The organism is Enterococcus sp. C50 (assembly GCF_040887505.1).
GTDB lineage: Bacteria > Bacillota > Bacilli > Lactobacillales > Enterococcaceae > Enterococcus_B > Enterococcus_B thailandicus.
The window spans coordinates 511,603-535,492 of the sequence record NZ_JBFOFW010000001.1 but is presented as its reverse complement, the minus strand read 5'-3'; the positions used below and the strand labels follow the sequence as shown (position 1 = coordinate 535,492).

Annotated in this window: 22 protein-coding genes and 1 pseudogene; 19 read left to right on the top strand and 4 right to left on the bottom strand. The window is 36.2% G+C overall.

Translation table 11 applies throughout. The features are described 5' to 3' along the window. Window positions 1-412: 412 nt before the first annotated feature. The 8 genes from AB3I20_RS02320 (at window position 413) to AB3I20_RS02285 (ending at window position 9,895) form a co-directional block, all read left to right on the top strand. Window positions 413-916, top strand: a complete 504-nt coding sequence (locus AB3I20_RS02320) for a hypothetical protein (protein WP_368026885.1) — start codon at window positions 413-415, stop codon at window positions 914-916. A 344-nt stretch (window positions 917-1,260) separates the two neighbouring features. Further along, entirely contained in the window at window positions 1,261-2,184 is a 924-nt protein-coding gene (gene truB, locus AB3I20_RS02315) for a tRNA pseudouridine(55) synthase TruB (protein WP_095803546.1), read from the top strand. A gap of 3 nt (window positions 2,185-2,187) precedes the next feature. Beyond that, entirely contained in the window at window positions 2,188-3,126 is a 939-nt protein-coding gene (ribF, locus tag AB3I20_RS02310; protein WP_368026884.1) for a riboflavin biosynthesis protein RibF, read from the top strand. Window positions 3,127-3,358: 232 nt separating this feature from the next. After that, window positions 3,359-4,312 carry a tRNA-dihydrouridine synthase gene (locus tag AB3I20_RS02305; RefSeq protein WP_067484236.1) on the top strand — a complete coding sequence of 318 codons (954 nt, stop codon included), beginning with the start codon at window positions 3,359-3,361 and terminating at the stop codon, window positions 4,310-4,312. A 499-nt stretch (window positions 4,313-4,811) separates the two neighbouring features. After that, window positions 4,812-6,455 (top strand): malolactic enzyme, encoded by a 1,644-nt coding sequence (locus AB3I20_RS02300; RefSeq protein WP_368026883.1) that lies wholly within the window; start codon window positions 4,812-4,814, stop codon window positions 6,453-6,455. A 99-nt stretch (window positions 6,456-6,554) separates the two neighbouring features. After that, window positions 6,555-7,877 carry a 2-hydroxycarboxylate transporter family protein gene (locus tag AB3I20_RS02295; RefSeq protein ID WP_368026882.1) on the top strand — a complete coding sequence of 441 codons (1,323 nt, stop codon included), beginning with the start codon at window positions 6,555-6,557 and terminating at the stop codon, window positions 7,875-7,877. A gap of 168 nt (window positions 7,878-8,045) precedes the next feature. Continuing rightward, window positions 8,046-8,555 carry a cell division protein gene (locus AB3I20_RS02290; RefSeq protein ID WP_368026881.1) on the top strand — a complete coding sequence of 170 codons (510 nt, stop codon included), beginning with the start codon at window positions 8,046-8,048 and terminating at the stop codon, window positions 8,553-8,555. Next, window positions 8,552-9,895: a glycosyltransferase gene (locus AB3I20_RS02285; RefSeq protein WP_270344580.1), complete on the top strand. Its 1,344-nt coding sequence runs from the start codon at window positions 8,552-8,554 to the stop codon at window positions 9,893-9,895. Before AB3I20_RS02290 ends, AB3I20_RS02285 begins: the two co-directional genes overlap by 4 nt. Window positions 9,896-10,131: 236 nt before the next feature. Here AB3I20_RS02285 and AB3I20_RS02280 read toward each other — a convergent pair whose 3' ends face one another. After that, the gene (locus tag AB3I20_RS02280) at window positions 10,132-10,848 is read right to left on the bottom strand and encodes a hypothetical protein (RefSeq protein WP_368026880.1); all 717 of its coding nucleotides are present in this window, start codon (window positions 10,846-10,848) and stop codon (window positions 10,132-10,134) included. A 900-nt stretch (window positions 10,849-11,748) separates the two neighbouring features. On the opposite strand from AB3I20_RS02280, the gene AB3I20_RS02275 reads away from it, so the two are divergent. The 4 genes from AB3I20_RS02275 to AB3I20_RS02260 all read left to right on the top strand — a co-directional run bounded on the left by AB3I20_RS02275 (window position 11,749) and on the right by AB3I20_RS02260 (window position 13,832). Further along, the gene (locus tag AB3I20_RS02275; protein ID WP_368026879.1) at window positions 11,749-12,414 is read left to right on the top strand and encodes a hypothetical protein; all 666 of its coding nucleotides are present in this window, start codon (window positions 11,749-11,751) and stop codon (window positions 12,412-12,414) included. 572 nt (window positions 12,415-12,986) lie between these two features. Next, window positions 12,987-13,385, top strand: coding sequence for a hypothetical protein (locus AB3I20_RS02270; protein WP_368026878.1), 399 nt, complete (start codon window positions 12,987-12,989; stop codon window positions 13,383-13,385). 15 nt (window positions 13,386-13,400) lie between these two features. Beyond that, the gene (locus tag AB3I20_RS02265) at window positions 13,401-13,619 is read left to right on the top strand and encodes a hypothetical protein (RefSeq protein WP_067484249.1); all 219 of its coding nucleotides are present in this window, start codon (window positions 13,401-13,403) and stop codon (window positions 13,617-13,619) included. Window positions 13,620-13,670: 51 nt separating this feature from the next. Continuing rightward, on the top strand, window positions 13,671-13,832 hold the full coding sequence (locus tag AB3I20_RS02260; protein ID WP_206909877.1) for a hypothetical protein: 162 nt from the start codon (window positions 13,671-13,673) through the stop codon (window positions 13,830-13,832). Between the two features lie 421 nt (window positions 13,833-14,253). Here AB3I20_RS02260 and AB3I20_RS02255 read toward each other — a convergent pair whose 3' ends face one another. Together AB3I20_RS02255 and AB3I20_RS02250 are read right to left on the bottom strand one after the other, a co-directional pair. Next, window positions 14,254-14,601: a hypothetical protein gene (locus AB3I20_RS02255; RefSeq protein WP_368026877.1), complete on the bottom strand. Its 348-nt coding sequence runs from the start codon at window positions 14,599-14,601 to the stop codon at window positions 14,254-14,256. A gap of 69 nt (window positions 14,602-14,670) precedes the next feature. Continuing rightward, window positions 14,671-14,907 carry a hypothetical protein gene (locus tag AB3I20_RS02250; protein WP_368026876.1) on the bottom strand — a complete coding sequence of 79 codons (237 nt, stop codon included), beginning with the start codon at window positions 14,905-14,907 and terminating at the stop codon, window positions 14,671-14,673. Window positions 14,908-15,142: 235 nt separating this feature from the next. Here AB3I20_RS02250 and AB3I20_RS02245 point away from each other — a divergent pair, with 235 nt between their 5' ends. From AB3I20_RS02245 to dnaJ, 7 genes and pseudogenes are all read left to right on the top strand, one after another. Beyond that, window positions 15,143-15,976, top strand: coding sequence for a helix-turn-helix domain-containing protein (locus AB3I20_RS02245; protein ID WP_368026875.1), 834 nt, complete (start codon window positions 15,143-15,145; stop codon window positions 15,974-15,976). Between the two features lie 154 nt (window positions 15,977-16,130). After that, window positions 16,131-16,361 (top strand): annotated as a pseudogene (locus tag AB3I20_RS02240) (tyrosine-type recombinase/integrase); the annotation flags it as partial. Window positions 16,362-16,462: 101 nt separating this feature from the next. Next, complete coding sequence (gene hemW / locus AB3I20_RS02235) at window positions 16,463-17,644, top strand: radical SAM family heme chaperone HemW (RefSeq protein ID WP_067484257.1); 1,182 nt, start codon at window positions 16,463-16,465, stop codon at window positions 17,642-17,644. A 230-nt stretch (window positions 17,645-17,874) separates the two neighbouring features. Continuing rightward, window positions 17,875-18,918, top strand: coding sequence for a heat-inducible transcriptional repressor HrcA (gene hrcA / locus AB3I20_RS02230; protein ID WP_067484260.1), 1,044 nt, complete (start codon window positions 17,875-17,877; stop codon window positions 18,916-18,918). Between the two features lie 96 nt (window positions 18,919-19,014). Beyond that, on the top strand, window positions 19,015-19,578 hold the full coding sequence (gene grpE, locus AB3I20_RS02225; protein ID WP_067484263.1) for a nucleotide exchange factor GrpE: 564 nt from the start codon (window positions 19,015-19,017) through the stop codon (window positions 19,576-19,578). Window positions 19,579-19,624: 46 nt separating this feature from the next. Next, entirely contained in the window at window positions 19,625-21,454 is a 1,830-nt protein-coding gene (gene dnaK, locus AB3I20_RS02220) for a molecular chaperone DnaK (RefSeq protein ID WP_067484266.1), read from the top strand. Between the two features lie 261 nt (window positions 21,455-21,715). Beyond that, window positions 21,716-22,888 (top strand): molecular chaperone DnaJ, encoded by a 1,173-nt coding sequence (gene dnaJ / locus AB3I20_RS02215; protein WP_067484269.1) that lies wholly within the window; start codon window positions 21,716-21,718, stop codon window positions 22,886-22,888. A 264-nt stretch (window positions 22,889-23,152) separates the two neighbouring features. Here dnaJ and AB3I20_RS02210 read toward each other — a convergent pair whose 3' ends face one another. Beyond that, entirely contained in the window at window positions 23,153-23,890 is a 738-nt protein-coding gene (locus tag AB3I20_RS02210; RefSeq protein WP_071868498.1) for an amino acid ABC transporter ATP-binding protein, read from the bottom strand.

Here is a 23,890-nt window from a genome sequence, read left to right as displayed (position 1 = left end):
AAAGGCGCTCTTTGAAATAAAAATATTCAAGCTAGATGAGCATTCAAACTGAAGTTTTGCTATGAATGAATAGTGCGATTACGGACCCTCAAAAATTTTTAGCCGAGGTTTTAGAGCTATGCTGTTTTGAATGCTTCCAAAACTTTTTGTAAGAACTTTCGCTTTTTCTCTGAGTTTTAGAGCTATGCTGTTTTGAATGCTTCCAAAACCGTCAGTGTCACGATTCCTAAGCAAGTAAGGTTTTAGAGCTATGCTGTTTTGAATGCTGACCAAATTGATAGAGAAATTAACCAAAACATTACCCATTTATTGGGTAATGTTTTTTTGTTATAATGAGGTGAATATGGTAAGAGATTTTCTAGAAATTTTTGTATCTTTTGGATTGATAAAAAAATAAAAGGATGTGGCGATAATGAAAAAGATAATTGGGTTAAGTGTGATTGGCATGACATTGTTTCTTGCTTCTTGCGGGAAAAATGAGCAAGTAACTTCAAGTAAAACGTCACAATCGACGGTTCAAACGAGTGAAACAACAACAACAACGACTGTCTCAGAAATGGCAACAAGTGATTCAAACACGGAAACAGTTGTTAAAGAAACGAATTCAACGGTAACGACAACACCAGCGAGTTCAACAGGTCAAAGTACAAATACGTCAGCAACAAACTCAACGAGTGAAATGCCTTCCTTTACACCAGAACAAAAACAAGCACTAGATGCTATTTACGAAAAATATCCAAAGTATAAGGATTCAGATATTGCTTTTATCTTTTGGCAAATGATTGATGGCGATTATCTTTTTAAAGCTTACAGTCTTTCTGCAAGTGAACATGGAGGTTCTGGTACATTGACCTTTTTCCGAGTTTCACCGATAGGAGAAGTGCAAGAAACTGATCCTAGTGGAAACCCATATTAAGCAAATGATTGAAAAAATTAAAAACGGCAAGTCCTCAAATGATGAGACTTGCCGTTTTTTTATGCACGAAGCTTAAAATTCTTCGTTTGTCTTGGGGAAGACGTGTTTATTTGCCTGAAAGCCACCCATATAACCAATCAAAGGGTGCGAAGAAAATATTTTCCATCTAATCCCTCCTTTTGTATAAAAAAAGAATAACATGTATTCTATTTACACCCCGATGAATTTTATTACGTTTTTGTATCCAACATGTAAAAATCGTTGGAGTTGAATTCAAAAATGTAGTATTTATTCTTGCTGTGTTATAATAAATCAGTTGAATCAAAAAGAAATGGAGAGCAGAAATGGAAGGGCTATTACCGTTATGGAAAGAACGTGGGATGACAAGTCATGACTGCGTATTTAAATTAAGAAAAATATTACATACCAAAAAAATCGGTCATGGTGGAACACTAGATCCAGATGTAGATGGTGTGTTACCAATTTGTATTGGCAAAGCAACAAAAGTTATTGAATATTTAACTGACTCTGGGAAAACATACCAAGGTGAAATTACACTTGGTTTCAGTACAACAACGGAAGATAAATCTGGCGAAGTGGTTGAAAAACAAGCGGTGACAGAACAAATCTCAGAAAAAAAGATCGATCAAATCATGGACTCTTTTCTGGGAGAAATCACGCAAATTCCGCCAATGTATTCAGCGGTGAAAGTCAATGGCAAACGTCTTTATGAATATGCTCGCAACAATGAAACAGTTGAGCGTCCAAGTAGAAAAGCCCAAATTTATCGTTTTGAACGCACTAGTGAATTAAACTGGGATCAAGAAAAAGGTTTGTTATCTTGGCGTTTTGAAGTTGATTGCGGAAAAGGAACTTATGTGCGAACACTTGCTGTTGATACGGGAAAAAAACTAGGATTTCCTGCTCACATGTCTGACTTGACAAGAACAGCAAGCGCAGGAATGAATCAAAAACAAGCAATCACTTTGGCGCAAGTAGCTGAGTATATGGAAAACGGGACTATTTCTGAGTATTTATTACCAATCGAAGCAGGCGTTGAGAAGTTTCCACGAGTAGATATCAGTGAAGCTGTTTGGCAAAAAGTCAAGAATGGCATGCGTTTAGATTACAACGTGTTTGGGTTGCCAACGATGCCAGATCAAGAAATTGCTTTGTTTTATCAAAATCAAGTTGTTAGCATCTACCAGCCTAATCCAAAGGAAAAAGATAAATTAAAACCAAGTAAAGTGTTAAGAAATGAGGTATAACTGATGGAAATTATCAAAATTCGTCACCCTTATCAAAAAAATCAAATTCCAGCAGAGGAAGTAGTACTTGTCTTAGGATTTTTTGACGGGGTACATTTAGGCCATCAAAAAGTAATCGAAACAGGCAAGAAAATCGCTGACCAAGAAGGATTGAAATTAGCTTTGATGACGTTCAACCAACATCCTTCAATCGTGTTTAAAAAGATTGATCCAGCAAGTGTTAAATATTTAACTACGCTTGAACAAAAAGAAGAAAAAATGGCTGCACTTGGTGTAGATTTCTTATACGAAATTGATTTTACTTCTGCATTTGCACACTTGGCACCTCAAGATTTTGTCGATCAATACATTGTTGGTTTACACGCTAAATATGCTGTTTCAGGGTTTGATTATACCTATGGACCAAAAGATGTTGCAGATGTAGAACACCTTCCAGAATATGCAAACAATCGTTTTGAAGTTGTAACTGTTCAAAAAGAAGTCGAAGATGGCGAGAAAATCAGCTCCACACGTATTCGTCAGTTATTGGATGCAGGAAATGTGACAGAAGTAACCAAACTTTTGGGAAGTGTATACGAGATTGAAGGTGTCGTGGTTCATGGTGACGCTCGGGGGCGATTGTTAGGGTTCCCTACAGCAAATGTCAAAGTCAAAGAAACTGTTCATTTACCTAGAGAAGGTGTCTATGTCTCTGAAATCAAAGTTGGTGACAACTGGTATCCAGCAATGGGATCCATTGGCCATAATGATACGTTTGGCGAAGGCCGAGAGCTAACTGTTGAATTATTTATTTTAGATTTTAATCAAGATATATATGGTGAACATGTGGTTGTTCGTTGGAATGAGTTTTTACGCGATCAAGTGAAGTTTACGGATGTTGATGGCTTAATTGCACAACTAAAAAAAGATGAGGCTGATACAGCGGCCTATTTTAAAAAATAAAGAGAAGTTAAGAGGGCTGTAACATTATTTAATAAGTTACTTCTAGAACACCTCTATTCATAAATAGGGGGTGTGGCAAAAAATTATGTCACACTCTCTTATTTTTTTTAGAAGATTTCGTTAACTGCAATAGTAAAAACGATTGGAGTCCTTCCCTTTGCTTCTTTTTCAAAATCCTAGTATAATAAGCATGTTTTTTTAAATTGGAATGAAGAGAGAACGGAGATAAGTAATGACGAACAATTTTTGGGCAGAATTACCAAAGCCCTTTTTTATTTTAGCACCAATGGAAGATGTGACAGATGTTGTTTTTCGCCATGTTGTTCAAGCCGCAGGCGCACCGGATGTCTTCTTTACAGAATTTACTAATTCGGATAGTTATTGTCATCCAGATGGTAGACAAAGTGTTCGAGGTCGTTTGACTTTTACTGAAGATGAGCAGCCAATGGTCGCCCATATTTGGGGAGACAAACCAGAATTTTTCCGTGAGATGAGCCTTGGTTTGGCAGAAATGGGCTTTAAGGGAATTGATTTGAATATGGGATGTCCAGTTCCTAATGTTGCTGGTCATGGTAAAGGGAGTGGATTGATTTTACGTCCCGAAGTTGCGGCAGAATTGATTGAAGCTGCAAAAGCTGGTGGGCTACCGGTCAGTGTGAAAACAAGACTTGGGTATAAAGACATAGCAGAAATGGAAAATTGGTTATCACATGTTTTAGCACAAGATATTGCTAATCTGTCAATTCACTTAAGAACTCGCGAAGAAATGAGTAAAGTGGATGCACACTGGGATTTGATTCCTCAAGTGCTAGCCATTCGAGACCGAGTAGCACCCCAAACACTAATTACTATTAATGGAGATATTCCTGATCGCCAAACTGGGCTTCAATTAGCTGAAAAGTATGGTGTGGATGGAGTGATGATTGGTCGAGGAATCTTCAAAAATCCGTATGCTTTTGAAAAGGAACCTAGAGCACACTCTTCAAAAGAACTACTTGATTTGTTGCATTTACAATTAGATTTGCAAGATCAATATGCTGAGCTGGTTCCACGTTCGATAGTCGGATTGCATCGTTTCTTCAAAATTTATGTTAAAGGATTTCCAGGTGCTGGTGATTTGCGAGCGCGGTTGATGAATACGAAGACGACGGATGAGGTGCGGGAAATACTTGAACGTTTTGAATAAGGTTGTGGTTCCAAGCGTTTAGCTTCGAAAAAATAAAGAACAACTGAGAAAAATAGCCTTTCATATTTTTGGACAGTTGAGAGTTATTTCGAGAAGTTGCTTGGTGAACACCGAGAATAAGGTTGTGGCACAAAACGCTTAGCTCCGATAAGATAGCGACCAAACACTCAAAATAGCTTTTAATGTTTTGAAGTGGATGCAAGCTATATGGAGGAGTTGGTTTGGGAACACCGAGAATAAGGTTGTGGTTCCAAGCGTTCAGCTTCGAAAAAATAAAGAACAACTGAGAAAAATCATTTGTCTTATTTTTGAACAGACGCAAAATATTTTGGAAGTTGCATAGTTGAAAATCATTTGTTAGCTAAAAAGTATGGCATTGACTTGTCATACTTTTTTTATGTTTACATATAAATAAAATTTATCATGACCCGTGGTTTTGACTATAGCTAAAAGTGACGACTATACTTTCGCATGTAGTAAAACTTAGGAGGAATTTTTTATGCTTACAGGATTAAATTTATTGAACAATCCATTTTTAAACAAAGGAACAGCATTCACGAAAGAGGAACGCGCTAAATACGGGCTTACAGGTATGCTTCCTAGTACCGTTCAAACACTAGAACAACAATCAGTTCAAGCTTATGGTCAATACTTAAGTAAACCATCTGATTTAGAAAAACGAATTTTCTTAATGAACTTATTTAATACAAATCGTACACTTTTCTACAAATTAATGGGTGAACATCTAGTTGAGTTTATGCCAGTTGTTTATGATCCAGTAGTCGCTGACTCAATTGAACAATATAATGAAATTTTCTTGAAACCGCAAGATGCAGCGTTCCTTTCAATTGATGATCCAGAAAGTATTAAAGCAAGTCTGAAAAATGCTGCAGATGGCCGAGATATTCGCTTAATCGTTGTGACTGATGCAGAAGGAATTTTAGGAATGGGTGACTGGGGAGTTAATGGTGTAGATATTGCGATTGGAAAATTAATGGTTTATACTGCAGCAGCTGGAATCAATCCTGCACAAGTATTACCGGTATCTCTTGATGCTGGAACAAACAACCAAGAATTACTAGATGACCCATTATATCTAGGCAATCGCCATAAACGGGTTGAAGGCGAAACTTATTATCAATTTGTTGATCAATTTGTAAGTGCGGCAACTGAGTTGTTCCCCGAATTACTATTGCATTGGGAAGATTTTGGTCGTGGAAATGCAGCAACTATTTTAGAAAAGTATGAAGATCAAATTACAACATTCAACGATGATATTCAAGGAACAGGAATTGTTGTTTTAGCTGGTGTGTTAGGTGGCTTGAATATTTCTGGTGAAGCATTAAAAGACCAAACGATTTTAACTTTTGGTGCAGGGACTGCCGGTGTTGGAATTGCAAATATTCTTTTAGATGAAATGATTCGTCAAGGCGTTCCAGCAGAAGAAGCACGCAAACATTTTTACCAAGTAGATAAACAAGGTTTACTATTTACAGATACAGAAGGACTAACTCCAGGACAAATTCCTTTTGCACGAAATCGTGATGAATTTGAAAATGCATCAGAATTGACAGATTTAACTGCAGTTGTGAAAGCAATCCATCCAACAATCATGATTGGTACATCAACACAACCAGGTGCTTTCACTGAAGAAATTGTTAAAGAAATGGCTGCTCATACAGCACGTCCAATTATTATGCCTTTGTCAAATCCAACTAAGCTTGCTGAAGCAAAAGCGCAAGATTTGATTACTTGGACAGATGGAAAAGCACTAGTTGGAACAGGGATTCCTGCTGCTGACGTTGACTATCAAGGTATAACTTACCAAATTGGTCAAGCAAACAACGCATTGATGTATCCGGGGCTTGGATTAGGTTTGATTGCTTCAACTGCAACGCGTGTGAATGCAGAAATCATTTCTCAAGCAAGTCGTGCTTTGGGAGGAATCGTTGATGTGACACAACCAGGAGCATCTATTTTACCTCCTGTTGCAAAAATTACTGAGTTTTCTCAAATCATTGCAGAAACTGTAGCCAAATCAGTGGTGGAGCAAGGGCTAAATCGTGAAGAAATTTCAGATATCAAAGCAGCCGTTGCAGATGCTAAATGGGTACCAGAGTACACAGAATTAACGGCTGAATAATTAGAAGTAGTTGTGTGCAAGACAATAAGAAAAGCGGACAGTTCATCCAAACGGTTCTACTTTTCTTATTGATTGCCAAAGGAGAAAGGATCTGTAAGTATGGTACAAAAAGCAACAGCTGTTTCAGCGGTTGAAGACGAAAAAAAGACGAGCATTTGGTCAACAAAAATTAGTGGTATCAGTTTGCCCTTGTATTTAATTATGGTTGCAGTGTTGATCGTCGCAATGGCGTTGGGAAAATTACCGACGAACATGATTGACCCAATTGCTGTATTAGTTATTTTAGGGAATTTATTTCATTTCATTGGTTCAAAACTTCCAATTGTAAAAAGTTATCTTGGTGGTGGCTCTGTTTTTGCTATTTTTGCTTCAGCAGCTATCGCGACTTTTGGTATTTTACCTGAATATGTCGTGCACGCGACTGAGAATTTTATCAATAATATGGGTTTTTTGGATTTTTATATTGCTGCATTGATTACTGGTAGTATTTTAGGAATGAATCGTAATCTATTGATGAAAGCTTCTGTCCGTTTTATTCCAGTGGCATTGATTTCAATGGTCGCTTCCTTTTTTGCAGTTGGTTTGGTAGGGATGTTGATCGGCAACGGCTTTGCTGATTCAGTATTGTATGTGTCACTTCCTGCAATGGCTGGTGGTGTTGGTGCAGGTGCGGTTCCGTTGTCTAGCATTTATGCAAATGTTTTAGGAACGGATGCCTCGTCGATTATTTCTCGTTTGATTCCTGCAACGGCAATGACCAATGTATTAGCCATTATCGGAGCAGCTTTAGTGGCACGCGCTGGACAATCAATGCCTAAAATTAATGGGAATGGAAAATTGATGGAAAAAGGCGATCTTGGTGATGGAAAACCTCGTACAGTGAAACCGAATATTTCTCAATTGGGTGTAGGATTGATGATTTCAATCACCTTTTTCATTCTTGGACAAATTTGTAATTACTTTGTTCCGAAAGTTCATGCGTATGCGTTTATGATTATTATCGTTGTCATTTGTAAAATTACGAATATCTTGCCTGAATATTATGAGGATGCAGCTATTATGTTCAATAACTTAATTGTGAAAAACTTGACTGCGGCTGTTCTTGCTGGTATCGGGATTGCGCTTTTGAATTTAAATGTATTAGCTTCCGCCTTAACTTGGCAGTTTGTTGTACTTTGTTTAACAAGTGTCATTGTTATTTCAATAGTATCTGGTTTTGTCGGTCGACTATTTGGTCTTTATCCAATTGAATCTTCAATTACTGCTGGGTTATGTAATAATTCAATGGGCGGTACCGGTAACGTTGCGGTACTTTCTGCTGCGAATCGAATGGAACTCATTGCGTTTGCCCAAATGGGAAATCGTTTAGGCGGAGCAATTGTCTTGATTATCTCAGGATTTTTGATGCAGTTGCTTTCATAAAAAAGAAGTCAAGCATGTTTCTAGTGAACATGTTTGGCTTTTTATTTTTACGCAGATTGTTGGTGAAAATGCAGCGCGTATTGAAGGTAAATAAGTTGCTAAATGTTTGAAAAACCGTCAGACTAGAAGAAACGCAGCATCAGCTGATAAGAAAGAGGGGGAGATAACATGAAACCGAAGATTAGTCGAGAGGAAGTAGAGCGAATGCTTGTCACTGACGCTTATTTTGAGAAAAAACACTATCCATTGAAAATTTTTCAGACGATTGTTTCGCTTGTGGGATGGCTTTGTGTGATAGCACCTTTTATTTGGTTATTACTACCAGTTTTATCGCCAGAAAAAGCATGGAAGAACCATTTAGTTGTTTATAAAGATGAATTACAGACTTTAAAATTTCTATTTGTTTTCTTGAGCGTCACGTTTGTTGTGATTGCTATCTTTTACATTGGATTGACGATACGAAATAATTTTTATTTCAAAAATCTTTTGCAGAAAAAGGTTCAATATGACGAAGAACAATTGGAAAAACGTCGTCAGTTACTAAACGAAGCGTTTGATGTTCGATTTGGTCCTGAAGCAGTTCGCAAAGAAGTGTGTAGTTATTCCGTAAAGGAAGAGCAAAACTTAGATACAGATTTTGTACGCAACCTTTATAAGAAAGGCAATGTGGAGCTATGATGACTTTTTTTCAAACTGGTAATGATATACTAGATATTATTTTAATGATCATGTTTTTGGTCCTAGTTACGTATCCAATTATTGGTGGATTTTCTTGGTTTATCGGTGTTTTATGTTATACCTTTCTTTTTAAATATAAACAAACAGAGTGGGATGATATCCCGGTAGAGGTTGAGCCATTCATTACGATCATGGTTCCTGCTCATAATGAAGAAATCGTTATTGAAAATACAATAGAGTACTTGATGACTAAACTAAACTATAAACATTATGAAGTATTGGTAACAGATGATGGCTCTACTGATAGTACACCTGAAATTTTAGCTCGGTTACAAAAAAAATATTCCAAGCTACGAGTCATTCGAATTGAAAAGAACAAGGGGAAAGCACATGCTTTCAATATTGGTATGGGGTTTGCAAAAGGGAAATTGATTCTAAGTAATGATGCAGATACAGTTCCGGAGCCCGACTCTTTGAACATGTACGTCAACTATTTTATTCGCCAAGATTCGACAAATATTTCTGCAGTTACAGCCAATATGGATGTGCAAAATAGAACGAAACTAATTGCAAAGTCACAAACGGTCGAATTTTCTAGTATTGTCGGAATCATAAAACGTACACAAATTGGCGTTTTAGGCAGTATCTACGCTTATAGTGGTGCAAACACGATGTACCGAAAAGACGCATTAATCGATGTGGGATTATTTAGACAAGACCGAGCAACGGAAGATATCAGCATTGCGTGGGATCATCAAATGGATGGTTGGCTTTCACTTTTTGCTCCACGAATCATGTTTTTTATGGAGGTTCCAGAATCTTTGAGGATGCTTTATCGCCAAAGAAAACGCTGGGCTAAAGGTGGAACAGAAGTTTGGTTGACGAATTTCAAAAAAATAGTGTTGCACCCATTTAGAAATATTGGCCACACGGTCATGTTCATTGACCAAACGTTCAGTATCATTTGGTCGTTTTTCTTTTGGATCTCTAGTTTGATTTTTTTGTGGAGTTTAATCAAGTTTATTTTGGAAGGGAACACGGAAAGAATCTATCACATGATTACGTTGTCTTTTCTTTTTGTCTGCTTTGAAATGATCTCAGGAATTTTTCAATTAGGAGCATCGCTCATCTTGGATGACCAAGGAAGAAAAATCAAGTATTTATTTTTTGCACCATTATATATGTTACTTTATTGGATGATAAATGCCTTAACGATTGTGACAACTTTTATTCCAGCGATCAAAACAATTCTAGGCTTAGGTTCAGGCACGTGGAAAAGCCCAGATCGAAAAGGCCCACCAACTTCAAAAAAAGATTCAACAGATGAAATGAATGAATAGAAAAATGATTGTTCATGCTTACGAAAGTACGAATGAAGGATACGCAAAAAACAACACAGGTAATCCCTAGATAGGGTTGCTTGTGTTGTTTTTTGTGAGAAGAATGTGTATAGGAAATAAATTATGTCAACTAAATATTGAATGGAAAATACTTGTATGCAGTAATAGTTTTTTAAACAAGTAGATTCGTTGTTCAAGAAATAGTTGGAAATCAGTTCAAGATTACCTTACAGTCATTAATCAATCACTGTAACAGCTATCAATCGTTTTACTTGTTCTGAATCACCGGTTGGAATAGGGACAACGGTTGCTTGATCAAGAACGTTTTGTGTTAATGCGCGAATCGCTTCTGGATCACTCGCTTGCTCCGCAGACATTTGCCAGTGAGAAGGTGTTGGGTAACGTGTAACTGTTCCATCGTGATTACTTGCATAAACGACAAGACCTTGGTAGGAATATTTTCCAGAAAGAGTAACTGTTTCAGTTGGGTAAGTAAGACTTCCATTGTCATAAGGATCAATCGGCTGACCTGCTGGACTAAGGTGAACATGTAATTCGAAATCATCTGGTATAGTAGAACCCATGAAAGTCAACCAAACACGAGCGTACTCAATTTGCAAATCAGAATAACCAGCTAGTGGATCTACTTGAGTTACTTGGGAAGAGCTTGTGTCAGTTAGTGGCTGCTCACTAGTGCTAGGAACCGCTAGTTCACTTGTTTGCGACTCTACCTGAGAAGGAGAAGTGACTTGAGTAGAGGAACTACTTGTTGTTGAGGCACTGGAATTTTTGGTTGTGCTGATTGTTGTACTTGAAGAAGCGGCAGAGCTTTTAGTTGTTATTGATAAATTAGGTTTGCTTGCGGCTTTTTTAGTATGGCTTTGTTTAGGACTGCAGCCAACTAAAAGCAAGGCGAGGGCAGCAGAAAGTAAAATAGGACTCATTTTTTTCATCAAATCATCTCCAAATTTATGTTATTAAAAGTATACCATAACAGATAGTATTTTGTGTCAAATGTCTGAATTTACTTAGGTTATGAATGGTGTTTTTGATAAATTATCTAGCATGGATATTGTCATTTTTCCTGTTTTAATGAAACAATTAGGAAAACAATAGAACTTTTACGAGCAAACTAAACAATAACTTTGTCATCTATTTATAATTAAGCTGTCTTCATAAAACAACAGTAAATGTTGAAAGAAGGAGTTTATGTTTTGATCATAAGGTAAAAAAGAGACAAAGGATGAATGAAGATGTTGTTGATTGATAGTAGATTTTGATATAAGTGGAGTTAATCAAAAGGAGTAAATAAGTGAACAAAAAATTAATTAGTTACTTAGTGTAGAGAAATGTAGAGACAGGAGAGAGGTTGATTTTTATTAGTAGATTTATAATTGGAAAGATTGGCTTGGTATGTTTTGTTGGGGAATCCATTCATTATATAAGGTGAAAAAATCGTTCGTTCAAATGTAGACAAGGAAGTGTCAGACTCCGACATGTCTAAGATTGAGTCAGCAATGAAACGTTAGAAAGAATTTATTTTTCTTGGTTTCCTATTTTAAGCCATCAATTTGATTCTAGTATATTGCTTAAACTAATACATAATAAAGAGAATTCAATGAATGAAACAACTAATTCCGCAGAACATAAAACTTCTGCGTATATTCATATTCCATTTTGTGAGCATATTATTGTTGTGATTTTAAGATATCTGATGTTTTTTTATAAGCTATAAAATAAGTGACGATTATGAGTATAAAAGTACTTTTTATGGTGTCTTTAGTCAATAACGATGTTATCAATTTATAGTTTTATTGTCATATAAGACAAATATTAACTTTGGAGGATACATAATGAAAAAGAAATATCTAGGTTTGAAAGTGTGGGTTCGTGTAATAGCAGTAAGTTTTGCTTTGTCCGTTGTAGCAACAAGTGGTAGTGTGGTTGTTTTGGCAAATGAGTTGATTCTAGATGAAACTCAGAATAGTGAAAGCTACTTTAATGCTGAAGACTTGGCAATTTATTACTCGAAAGAAGAAAATAATTCTGAACTAGCTCTTGAGAAAATCAAGGAAGAGTATGGAGACGTGCCACCTAAATTTAACGAAGAAGGAGAAATATTATTAACGCCTGAAGATGAAATGAGATTGGATACAGCAACAACCGAGTACTTGAAAGCGGTAGGGTATAGTTCCTATTTAAGAAGATTTGGTCGTAATTGGTGGAATAGTAGGAGCTTTATTGGTGATGTTATTGACGTCGCGTTTATTGCTCTTGGGTTTGGAGCGGGAGCTAGATCGGCGAACCAAATAATACAGATAATTAGAGTAAATAGAAGAAATATTACTCGGTCAATCGAGAGGCAGCTAAGAACTAAAGTTGGAATCACTCTTGGAAATTGGCTATCTGCTGGATTAGATGTTGCTGGTGCTCTGTCTGGAATAAGTCTTGGCTACGCCGTTGCGTGGGGAATTGACTATGTAGATGGAAAAAGACTAGATGGATATATTTTAGCGTAAAATGAGTAAGAAGTTCAGTGCATTTCTAATCAGAACGAATAAAATTTTTCTTTTTCTTATTTTCTTTTTTTTCATGTTGAGTATTACATCGTTTATTCAAAAAAAATATGTGGTCTGTTTTTTGAGTCTTATTTTTATTCCCACGATATTTAGGATATATCATTCGCTGAAAAAATTTTTAGAAGATGATATACGAGATTAAGTGGAAGAAAAAGTACATGCTGCAATAGAAATCATCTAAGATTTAATCGTGTAGATAAGAAATTGACAACTATCTTTGAGTATAACATCAGATAGTCTTAAAGTTTATTTAGGAGGCTTTACTAATGAATTACGCTATAAAAAAGGATTCATCTACTTACTAATTGTAGTCTTGTTTACATTTGTTTTATCTATATTTATTACAAATGATAGCGTAGTTGCTTAGTAAATGAATCAAATTTAGAGAAAACTAAGAATATTGACACTAATTGTATCTCTGAAAAAACATCCCTTTTTATGTAGAAGAAAAGAAAAATTCTAAAGTGGTTATTGAAAAAATTAAAGAGGATTATGAGAAGGTTCAACCTAAATTGGAAGAAAACGGAGAATTATTGTTAACAGTAGAAGATGAATTAAGAATGGAACAAGCAATCAGTCAGTATTTAGCAATGACTGGATTCAATCCAAGAATACGAGGCGTAGGGAAAAATTGGTGGAACTCAACTGGTTTTGTTGCTGGTGTTATTGATGTAGGGTTAATAGCAATTGGATTATGGACGGCTGCAAGCAATTTTGGAGCGGTAAGAACGTTATTAAGAAATAATCGCAAAAATATTACTAGAATGGTTGAAAAACAAATTTTAGCTAGAGTAGGTATCGGATTGAGTGGTTTATTAAGCAGGATGATCAATGCTGCACTTACGATTGCTAGTGCATCAGTTGGGGGGATTTTAGCAGATGGAAAGAACGACCATTATATTTTAGCATAATAGGAGCATATTTGGATGCGTAAAAAGACAAAAGAAAAAATCAATCGTTTGATTAATATAGGCATATTTTGCTCGATTATCATGGCTATTTTCTCAGTCATCTTACTTCTTCAAAAAAGATATTTTTGGGCATTTTTGAGTATGATTGGAATGATTGTTGGTATTGCTTCTTTTTGGAATTTAAAAAAAGAAATGAAGTTGATTAAAGAAGGTGATTCTTATGATAATAATTGAAGGCTACGTTCTACGTTAAGCAGAGTCAGATAAAAATATCGGAGAAATTACATGACTGAGAAAGAACAAGTTCAAAAAATCGTAAAAAAATACAATAAGAGTATTGCTGATCTATCCGAAAATGCCACAGCGAAAGAATTTAAAACAGTGATGAACTATATAGCAGATGAGGCAAATCGTAAGCAGCGAAAATTAGTGGGATTGGATAAATAAAAAATCGATTGATATGTTCCTGAATTAAAAAAGCCCAACCCACTTTATAGGCTATTTTCTATAAAGTGGGTTGGGCTTTTTTAATTATTTACGTCCGCTGTAATGTTTTTCTAATGAATAAACGAGCAGACTGCCAACTAAACTATTAGCGAAATATACCAGTAAGGCAGAATTATCGAGAAAAAAATTTGATACTAAAAAAGTAGCGACAATTAGAAAAGTAAAAATGAGTATTTTTTTTTTAGCTAGACCACGTTTTATGCAAGTGTATAAAAACAAGCAGCTACCAATAAAAGTAAGTGTAATCCAGACAGATTTTGGAAGATCAGATAGGGTGACAAAACCTATATTAGAGCCGAGGATTAAGATAATACTTATGACCAACAAATTTCTATTCTTCAATAATATCCCTCAATCTATTTTAAAATGTACCGCTGACGATATTTGGAAAAATTCCGTTCATTTCGACTCCTAAATAGACACCTTGTCCATTCGAAGCTGCTTGGATAACTTGATAGGTAAACCCAGCCAAACTTGGAAAGCCTAAAATCCCTACTGCTCCCGCAATAGCAGTTCCAACTGGACCGAGAGAAATGGTTCCTAACCCGACTATTGCTGCATAAATAGCTGACGGTCCGATTAAAGCTGCTGAGTAAAGAGCAGAAACTACATCAGCATGAGTGAAATATACTTTGCTCCCTTTAACATACATTCTGGATTGAATATTGGAAGTTTCGTTATCCCAAGAGATTGCTGGAGCTTTTAACATAGAATCAATTGTAACGATATCATCATCAGTAAAACCATATTCTGTTTTTAATGTATCATAATCAATTGATCAAGCAAGCTGATTATGATCGAAATAGAAGTATGGATATATATGAGTTAATTTGTTCATAAAAAGTTGTTGTTGTGAATTAAGATCTAAGGTAAAAGAATCTATGTTTGAAAGCTGAATACCATTAGAATCTACGACAGCTAAATCATCTGCATTTACAACTAGACTAGCACTACTTAGAAGTGAAAAACCTAACATTGATGTTGCGGCTAAACCAATAAATCCTTTTCTCATCATTTTATTTATCCTCTTTTCTTATATAAATTTATTTAACTCCAGTTGTTTGCCAAGCGCCGTCGAGTAATAATTCAGGATATGTTTCCATAAAATAACCTCCTTCATATAATGGTTGTTTGCAAAGTAATTATATAAGTAAATTTCTCATCAGATTATTTTGCATAGTAATTCGTCAAAAAAGTATTTTTAAATAGAGTAAAATGATTTAAAATTTTACAAAAAGGGAGGGGTTTGTATGGAGCACAATGAACTATTGAAACTTTTACGAAAAGAAAGGAATTTTACCCAAGAAAAGCTGGCTGAAGGGATTTCACATAGAAATACATTGTCTTCTTTTGAAAATGGGGGAATTAAAATAAGTTTTACTATTTTATTGAAATATCTTAAAAGACTAAATATTAGCTTAGAAGAATATGAATTCATATTGAATGAAAAAGAATTAGAAGGTAAAAAGAAAGTATCTGTTGAATTATCGAAAAAGTACCTTAATCCTTTTGATATAAATTTTGCAAATGAAATTCTGGATATGTATATTGATACCAAAGATTTCTATTATTACAGTTTATATGCTCAATATTATTTAGTTAGAGAGTATAAAGGTGACGCACTAGATAAAAATGAACAACGCAAAATTGCAAAAAAAATCATTAACTATTTAGATAAGATACAAACATGGGGAAGATTCGAACTTGTTATATTTTCAAATTGTTTATTTTTATTTGAAGATAAGTACATAAGGTTTAATTTTGTCGAAAGCATACAGCACATGAAAATTTATTTAGATAGTTCAAATTACTCAAGAGATTTACAAAATTTTATTATAAATGGGTTATCTTTATCTTATACACGAAAAAATGAGGCAAATATCCAATTATTTTTAAGTGAACTCGATAAAATTATTTTTAATAGCGATGATATGCAAGCTAAAATGGTAAAAAACATTTTTAGTCTATTGTTAAATCATGATCAGGGGATTGACAATGAAAATGAAAAAAGAAGAATCGTAAATACATTAGAATTGCTTGATGAAATGGAATGGGTCGATTATATTGAAAAAGTTTATACATAAACGTATGTGAAAAATATTCTAAGTCCACTATCCAACAATGAATGGTTAGAATAATGTATACCACGAAGATAACATATTATGAAAAAATAAAATACAAGTATTGAATAAAAAACAAACATCTGAAATAATACATTTTTGTTTAAGAATAAATAACTGTGTCAAAGATATCTTAAGAGAAAAATACCCTGATTTTAATAAGCATGTGACTACGAATACTTTTCGCTATACACATATTTCTCTTTTGGCTGAAGCTAATGTTCCTATCAAAGCCATCATGGATCGAGTGGGTCATTCCAATATGAAAACAACGCTAGAAATTTACAATCAAGTCACAAGTGTAGCTAAGGAAAAAGTGATCCAAGAAGTCAATTCTTGGATTTTTTAGTGGATTTGTTTCCCAATTACAGTTAGTATGCTTTTATATGAGTGATCGAAAAGAAGGTCGAAAAATGGTACGACTTTTCGGCGTAAGGAGAATTTAAGTCAATGAATGAAGCAACTAATTCCGCAGAACACAAAACTTCTGCGTATATCCATATTCCATTTTGTGAGCATATTTGTTATTACTGTGATTTTAATAAAGTTTTTTTAGAGGGCCAACCAGTTGATGAGTATGTTGAAATGTTACTAAAAGAGATGAAGTTGATGATGGAGAAACATCCTATAGAAGATTTAGAAACATTATATGTTGGTGGGGGAACACCAACTTCGTTATCCGCACAACAATTAGATCGTTTGCTAGCAGGCGCTCGTGATATTTTACCTTTTCGAACTGGAAAGGAATTTACTGTTGAAGCGAATCCAGGTGATTTAACGCGAGAAAAACTACAAGTCATGAAAAACTATGGTGTGAACCGTTTATCTATGGGCGTTCAAACGTTTGATAATCGTTTGTTAAAAAAAATTGGCAGAAAGCATACTGCTGAAGATGTATACCAAACAATGTCATTTTTAGAAGCAGAAAACTTTTCCAATGTAAGCATTGATTTGATTTATGCTTTGCCTGGACAAACACTTGAAAATTATCGTGATACACTGGAAAAAGCATTAGCGCTAGATTTACCGCACTATTCTTTATACTCGTTGATTTTGGAAAATAAAACAATGTTCATGAACTGGGTAAGACAAGGTCGATTAGAGTTACCCGATCAAGAAACAGAAACGCAAATGTTCGAGGAAACGATTGAAGCAATGGAACAACATGGCCGTCATCAATATGAAATTAGTAATTTTGGATTGACCGGTCATGAATCACAACATAATCTAATGTACTGGAATAATGACCATTATTTTGGCTTTGGTGCAGGGGCAAGTGGGTATCTTGATCAAACACGTTATCGAAACAAGGGGCCAATCCAGCATTATTTGCGTCCCTTGCGTGAAGGAAATTTACCGATTTTAGAAAAAGAAACGTTATCACGAAACAACCAGATTGAAGAGGAGCTGTTTTTGGGGTTGCGTAAAAAATCCGGGATCAACAAACAACATTTTTATGATCGTTATCAACAAACGATAGAGTCACTCTACCAGTCAACGTTAGATACGTTAGTGAAAGACGACTTGTTGGTGAACACTGAAGAAAGAGTTTATTTAACCCCTAAAGGTACATTTTTAGGGAACGAAGTTTTTGAAAAATTTTTGTTACCAAAAACAGAAATCAATGAATAAAAAATGTTTAAATTTAGTTAAATAAAAAGATAATCACAAATAATTGCGTAGCGAGAAGTCAAACAAACATTGATTTCCCGCTTTTTTTTGAATAAAACTCATCGTTAGCACTCGGGGCGGAAGAGTGCTAAAAAGTGATGTGTTTTTCTTGACAGAAAGAAGACGACTTGTTATATTAGTAAGTGGGTTAGCACTTAGAAGATAGGAGTGCTAATGAGAGGTGATGGAAGATGTTAACACAGCGTCAAAGTGATATTTTGCGTCTGATCATCCAAAACTATACGAGTAGTGGCGTACCCGTTGGTTCCAAAACGCTAATGGCTGAGGGAATTGAAGCAAGTTCAGCGACGATTCGCAACGATATGAAGGCGCTAGAAGAAGACGGGTTGCTGTTAAAAACTCATTCTTCCTCTGGTCGGATTCCATCTGCGGCGGGATATCGTTACTATGTGGATCATTTATTGAAACCAACTCGTGTAACAAATGATGATTTGCAAGTGATTAGGCAGTCTTTAGGAAAAGAATTTCATGAGATTAACGAAATCATTCGTCAGTCCGCTGAAATTTTATCTGAACTGACAAGCTATACGACATTCTCGTTGGGACCAGAAGTGAAAGATCGCCGATTAACTGGTTTCCGAATCGTACCGTTAAATCATCGACAAATTATTGCTATCGTGGTGACGGATAAAGGCAATGTTGAAAGCCAGGTATTTACTCTTCCAGCAAACCTGGGGAGTCAAGATTTAGAAAAAATGGTTCGGCTTGTGAATGACCGCTTGGTGGGTGATCCGCTAATGACGGTTTATCAAAAACTGCGAACAGAGATCCCAATGATCTTACATAAATATTTCCAATCAACGGAAGGTATCTCCTACTTATTTGATGCTGTTTTAGGTCAAGTATTTGAAGATAAGATTTATGTGAGTGGACAAATGAACCTGCTTGATTATGAACCCCATCAAGATTTGAATCAGTTTAAGTCGATGTTTTCTTTAATGAGGGATTCCGACGAGCTTACTCAAATGATTGTTCCGATGGATAGTAATATTCATATTAAGATTGGCTCTGAATTAGGGAATGATCTGCTACAAAATATGAGCATGATTCAAGCAAGTTATGAAATTGATGGACATGGCCGAGGAACAATTGCTTTACTTGGACCAACAAGCATGCCGTATTCACGAATGTTTGGTTTGGTCGATGTCTATCGAAAAGAATTAGCGAATAGACTGGCTGATTACTATCGTTTGCTTGATTTGTCTGGCTCATGATTGTAAGTCCGCATTTCTAAAATTGATAGCAGCTAATCTGATTTTTAATATGAACAATCAAGACAGCTGACTGAATAATGAAAGGAAGACTGTATCGTGAAAGAAAACCAAGAGGAATTAGAAAAAGAATTAAAAGACATCCAGCAAGATTTGGAAGTCGATACAGAAGCTGCGGAAGACTCAGGTGTTTCAGAAGTTGAAGTGGAAAATGTTGAAATCGTCAACTTGAAAGCTGACTTAGAAGAAATGGAAGATAAATTCCTACGCGCCCGAGCTGAAATTGCCAACATGGCAAACCGCGGAAAAAATGAACGTGAACAATTGCAAAAATATCGTTCACAAGATTTAGCTAAAAAATTATTACCTTCAATTGATAACCTAGAGCGAGCGCTAGCAACAGAAGTTTCAGATGAACAAGGTGCTAGCTTGAAAAAAGGTGTCGAAATGGTATTAGAAGGTGTTCGTTTTGCTTTGAAAGAAGAGGGAATTGAAAAAATCCCTGCAAAAGGCGAAACATTTGACCCAATGCTTCACCAAGCAGTCCAAACTGTTCCCGCATCTGATGAGGTGCCGGCAGATACGATTGTGGAAGTTTTGCAAGAAGGATATAAATTACACGATCGCGTATTAAGACCAACAATGGTCATTGTCGCGCAGTAATTCGTGCAACTATAAACTAAATTTTATTTAATGAGGAGACGTTAATATGACTAAAATTATTGGTATTGACTTAGGTACAACAAACTCTGCAGTTGCTGTATTAGAAGGAAACGAAGCAAAAATTATCGCAAATCCAGAAGGAAACCGTACAACACCATCTGTTGTTTCATTTAAAAATGGTGAAATCCAAGTTGGTGAAGTGGCAAAACGTCAAGCTGTAACTAACCCAAACACAATTTCATCAATCAAACGTCACATTGGTGAACCTGGGTATAAAGTAGAAGTTGAAGGAAAATCTTACACACCACAAGAAATTTCTGCAATGATTCTTCAATATATCAAAGGTTTTGCTGAAGATTACTTAGGTGAAAAAGTTGAGAAAGCAGTTATCACTGTTCCTGCATACTTTAACGATGCACAACGTCAAGCAACAAAAGATGCTGGTAAAATTGCTGGTTTGGAAGTGGAACGTATTGTCAACGAACCAACAGCAGCAGCTTTAGCTTATGGCTTAGACAAAACAGACCGTGATGAAAAAATCTTAGTATTTGACCTTGGTGGTGGTACATTTGACGTATCAATCCTTGAATTAGGTGATGGTGTCTTTGATGTATTATCAACAGCTGGTGACAACCATTTAGGTGGGGATGACTTTGATAACAAAATCATTGATTACATGGTTGCTGAATTCAAAAAAGAAAACGGCGTAGACCTTGGTCAAGACAAAATGGCTTTACAACGTTTGAAAGATGCTGCTGAAAAAGCGAAAAAAGATTTGTCAGGTGTTTCAAGCACTCAAATCAGCTTACCATTTATCACAGCTGGCGAAGCAGGACCTTTGCATTTAGAAATGACATTGACTCGTGCAAAATTTGATGAGTTAACAGCTGACTTAGTTGAACGTACAAAAATTCCAGTACGCCAAGCATTAAAAGATGCTGGTTTATCACAATCTGAAATTGATGAAGTAATCTTAGTTGGTGGTTCAACTCGTATTCCTGCAGTTGTTGAAGCTGTAAGAAAAGAAACTGGTAAAGAACCAAATAAATCAGTGAACCCTGATGAAGTCGTTGCAATGGGTGCAGCAATCCAAGGTGGGGTCATCACTGGTGATGTAAAAGATGTTGTTTTACTTGACGTAACACCATTATCATTAGGTATCGAAACAATGGGTGGGGTCTTCACTAAGTTGATTGATCGTAATACAACAATCCCAACAAGTAAATCACAAGTATTCTCAACAGCTGCTGATAACCAACCTGCTGTAGATATTCATGTTTTACAAGGTGAACGTCCAATGGCTGCTGATAACAAAACACTAGGAAGATTCCAATTAACTGATATTCCTGCAGCACCACGTGGTATCCCTCAAATCGAAGTTACTTTTGATATTGATAAAAACGGGATCGTCAATGTATCAGCGAAAGACCTAGGCACTTCAAAAGAACAAAAAATCACAATCAAATCTTCATCAGGTTTATCAGACGATGAAATCGAACGTATGGTAAAAGATGCAGAAGCTAATGCAGAAGCTGACAAAGCTCGTAAAGAAGAAGTCGATCTTCGCAATGACGTAGATGCCTTATTATTCTCAGTTGATAAAACATTGAAAGAATTAGAAGGTAAAGTAGACGCAGAAGAAGTTCAAAAAGCAGAAACAGCTCGCGATGAATTAAAAGCGGCAGTTGAAGCAAATAACATTGAAGAAATGAAAACAAAACGTGATGCTTTGAACGAAATCGTTCAAAACTTAACAGTTAAATTATATGAACAAGCTGCACAACAACAAGCGCAAGAAAATCCTGAAGCAGCACAAGGCGGAGCAGACGATGTCGTTGATGCTGACTTTGAAGAAGTCGACGGCGACGACAAATAATTAGTTCCCTAGTGTGCTAGGAGTAGACTAGAACAGAAAAGTTGGACTTTGATGATAGCTGTAGATTCAGTTGAAGCCATCTTTTCTGAAACGTCTACCTATTCGTAAAAAAGAGAAGGCTATGGGGAAAGTCGATTCGACTTTTTGCCACAGTCTTTTTCTTTTGAAAGAATGCAAGTAGCAGTTTTGGTTTCAACTAAAATGTGATATGATTACAAGCGATGTGAATTTGATGTATTAGAACCAATAGGAGGAAAGCCTATGGCAACGAAACGTGATTATTATGAAGTCCTAGGAATTTCAAAAGGGGCTTCAGAAGATGAAATAAAGAAAGCTTATCGTAAACTTTCTAAGAAATATCATCCTGATATTAACAAAGAAGCAGATGCAGAAGAAAAATTTAAAGAAGTGTCTGAGGCTTATGAAATTTTAAGTGATCCGCAAAAGCGGGCTGCGTATGATCAATATGGTCACGCTGGTACAGATCCAAACTATGGCGCTGGAGGCGGAGGCGGCTTCGGTGGCTTTGGAGGATTCTCTGGAGGCGGAGGCGGCTTCGGTGGTTTTGAAGATATCTTTGATTCTTTCTTTGGCGGAGGCGGAGGTCGTTCAGTTGATCCAACGGCACCTCGTCAAGGAGCTGATTTACAATACACAGTTGATTTGAGTTTTGAGGAAGCAATTTTTGGTATTGAAAAAGAAATCAAATATAACCGGGAAGAAGTTTGTCATACTTGTCATGGGAATGGTGCAAAACCTGGGACGGAACCAATTACATGTCAAAAATGTCATGGTTCAGGAACAATCAATGTTGAACGTCAAACACCATTAGGTCGCGTGATGAGTCGTCAAACATGTGATGTTTGTCATGGAACCGGAAAAGAAATCAAAGAACCATGTCCAACTTGTCATGGCTCTGGTCATGAAAAGAAAGCTCACTCTGTGAAAGTGAATGTACCAGCCGGTGTCGAAGAAGGACAACAAATGCGTTTAGCTGGTCAAGGTGAAGCAGGTGAAAACGGCGGACCATTTGGTGATTTATATGTAGTCTTCCGTGTTGAAGAAAGTAATATTTTTGATCGTGATGGTTCAGAAATCTATTACGAGTTACCATTGAGTTTTGTGCAAGCAGCTTTAGGAGATGAAGTTCAAGTTCCAACTGTTCACGGAGATGTTAAGTTAAAGATCCCAGCAGGAACACAAACTGGAACAAACTTCCGTCTTCGCGGAAAAGGTGCGCCTAAACTACGTGGTGGTGCAACAGGTGACCAACACGTGAAAGTGAAACTGATTACGCCGAAGAACTTAAATGAACAACAAAAAGAAGCGTTACGCTCATTTGCTGAAGCAGGTGGAATGAAAGTCGAAGAACAACAAGAAGATGGTTTTTTCGATAAAATGAAGGACGCTTTTGGCGGAAAAAAGCGTAAATAATAAAACGGTGAAGCTGACAAATGTGTCGCTTCACCGTTTTATTACTTATACGTTCAATGTAGTAAACTCTTTTGGAAATAAGCTGAGTAAAAAAGAACTGCGATGAACGCGTCATTCCTTCAGTAATGAATAGTAAAAGGGATAAAAGAAGAGCTTAGTGACGACTGGCTCTTCTAAAATACAAATCAAAAAAGCATCGTCAAAACCTTATTCAAGATTTTGACGATGCTTTTTCATGGGTTGAAACTGTTTCAGGTTCTTTTGTTAAATATCTAAAACTTTATCTAAAAAGTCTTTTGTACGTTCATTTTGTGGATTTTCAAAAATTTGCTCTGGCGTTCCATCTTCAAGGAAGTTTCCACCGTCAATGAACATGACACGATTGGCAACTTCTTTGGCAAATCCCATTTCGTGAGTAACGATGACCATGGTCATTCCTTGCTTCGCAAGTTTTTTCATGACGTTTAGAACGTCGCCGACCATTTCTGGATCAAGTGCAGAGGTTGGTTCGTCAAAAAGCATGATGTCTGGGTTCATTGCTAATGCACGGGCGATCGCAACGCGTTGTTTTTGTCCGCCGGAGAGCATTTCTGGTGACATATCTTTTTTGTCAGCCAAGCCAACTGTATCTAATAGCTTGATTGCTTTCTTTTCTGCTTCTTCGCGAGACTCCTTTTTCAAATCCATTGGCGCAAGAATAATATTTTCTAAAACAGAAAGGTGAGGGAACAAATTGAAATGTTGGAACACCATTCCGATATGTTGACGAACGAGATTGATATTTGTGTTTTTATCCATTAAGTGAGCGCCGTCGATGATAATATCTCCGTCAGTTGGCTCTTCTAAACGATTTAAACAACGCAGAAAAGTACTTTTTCCTGAACCAGAAGGGCCAATGATACAAACGACATCACCTTCGTTGATTGAGACGTTGATATCGTTCAATACAGTATTGTCACCATATTTTTTTACAAGATGTTCAACTAAGATTTTTTCTGACAT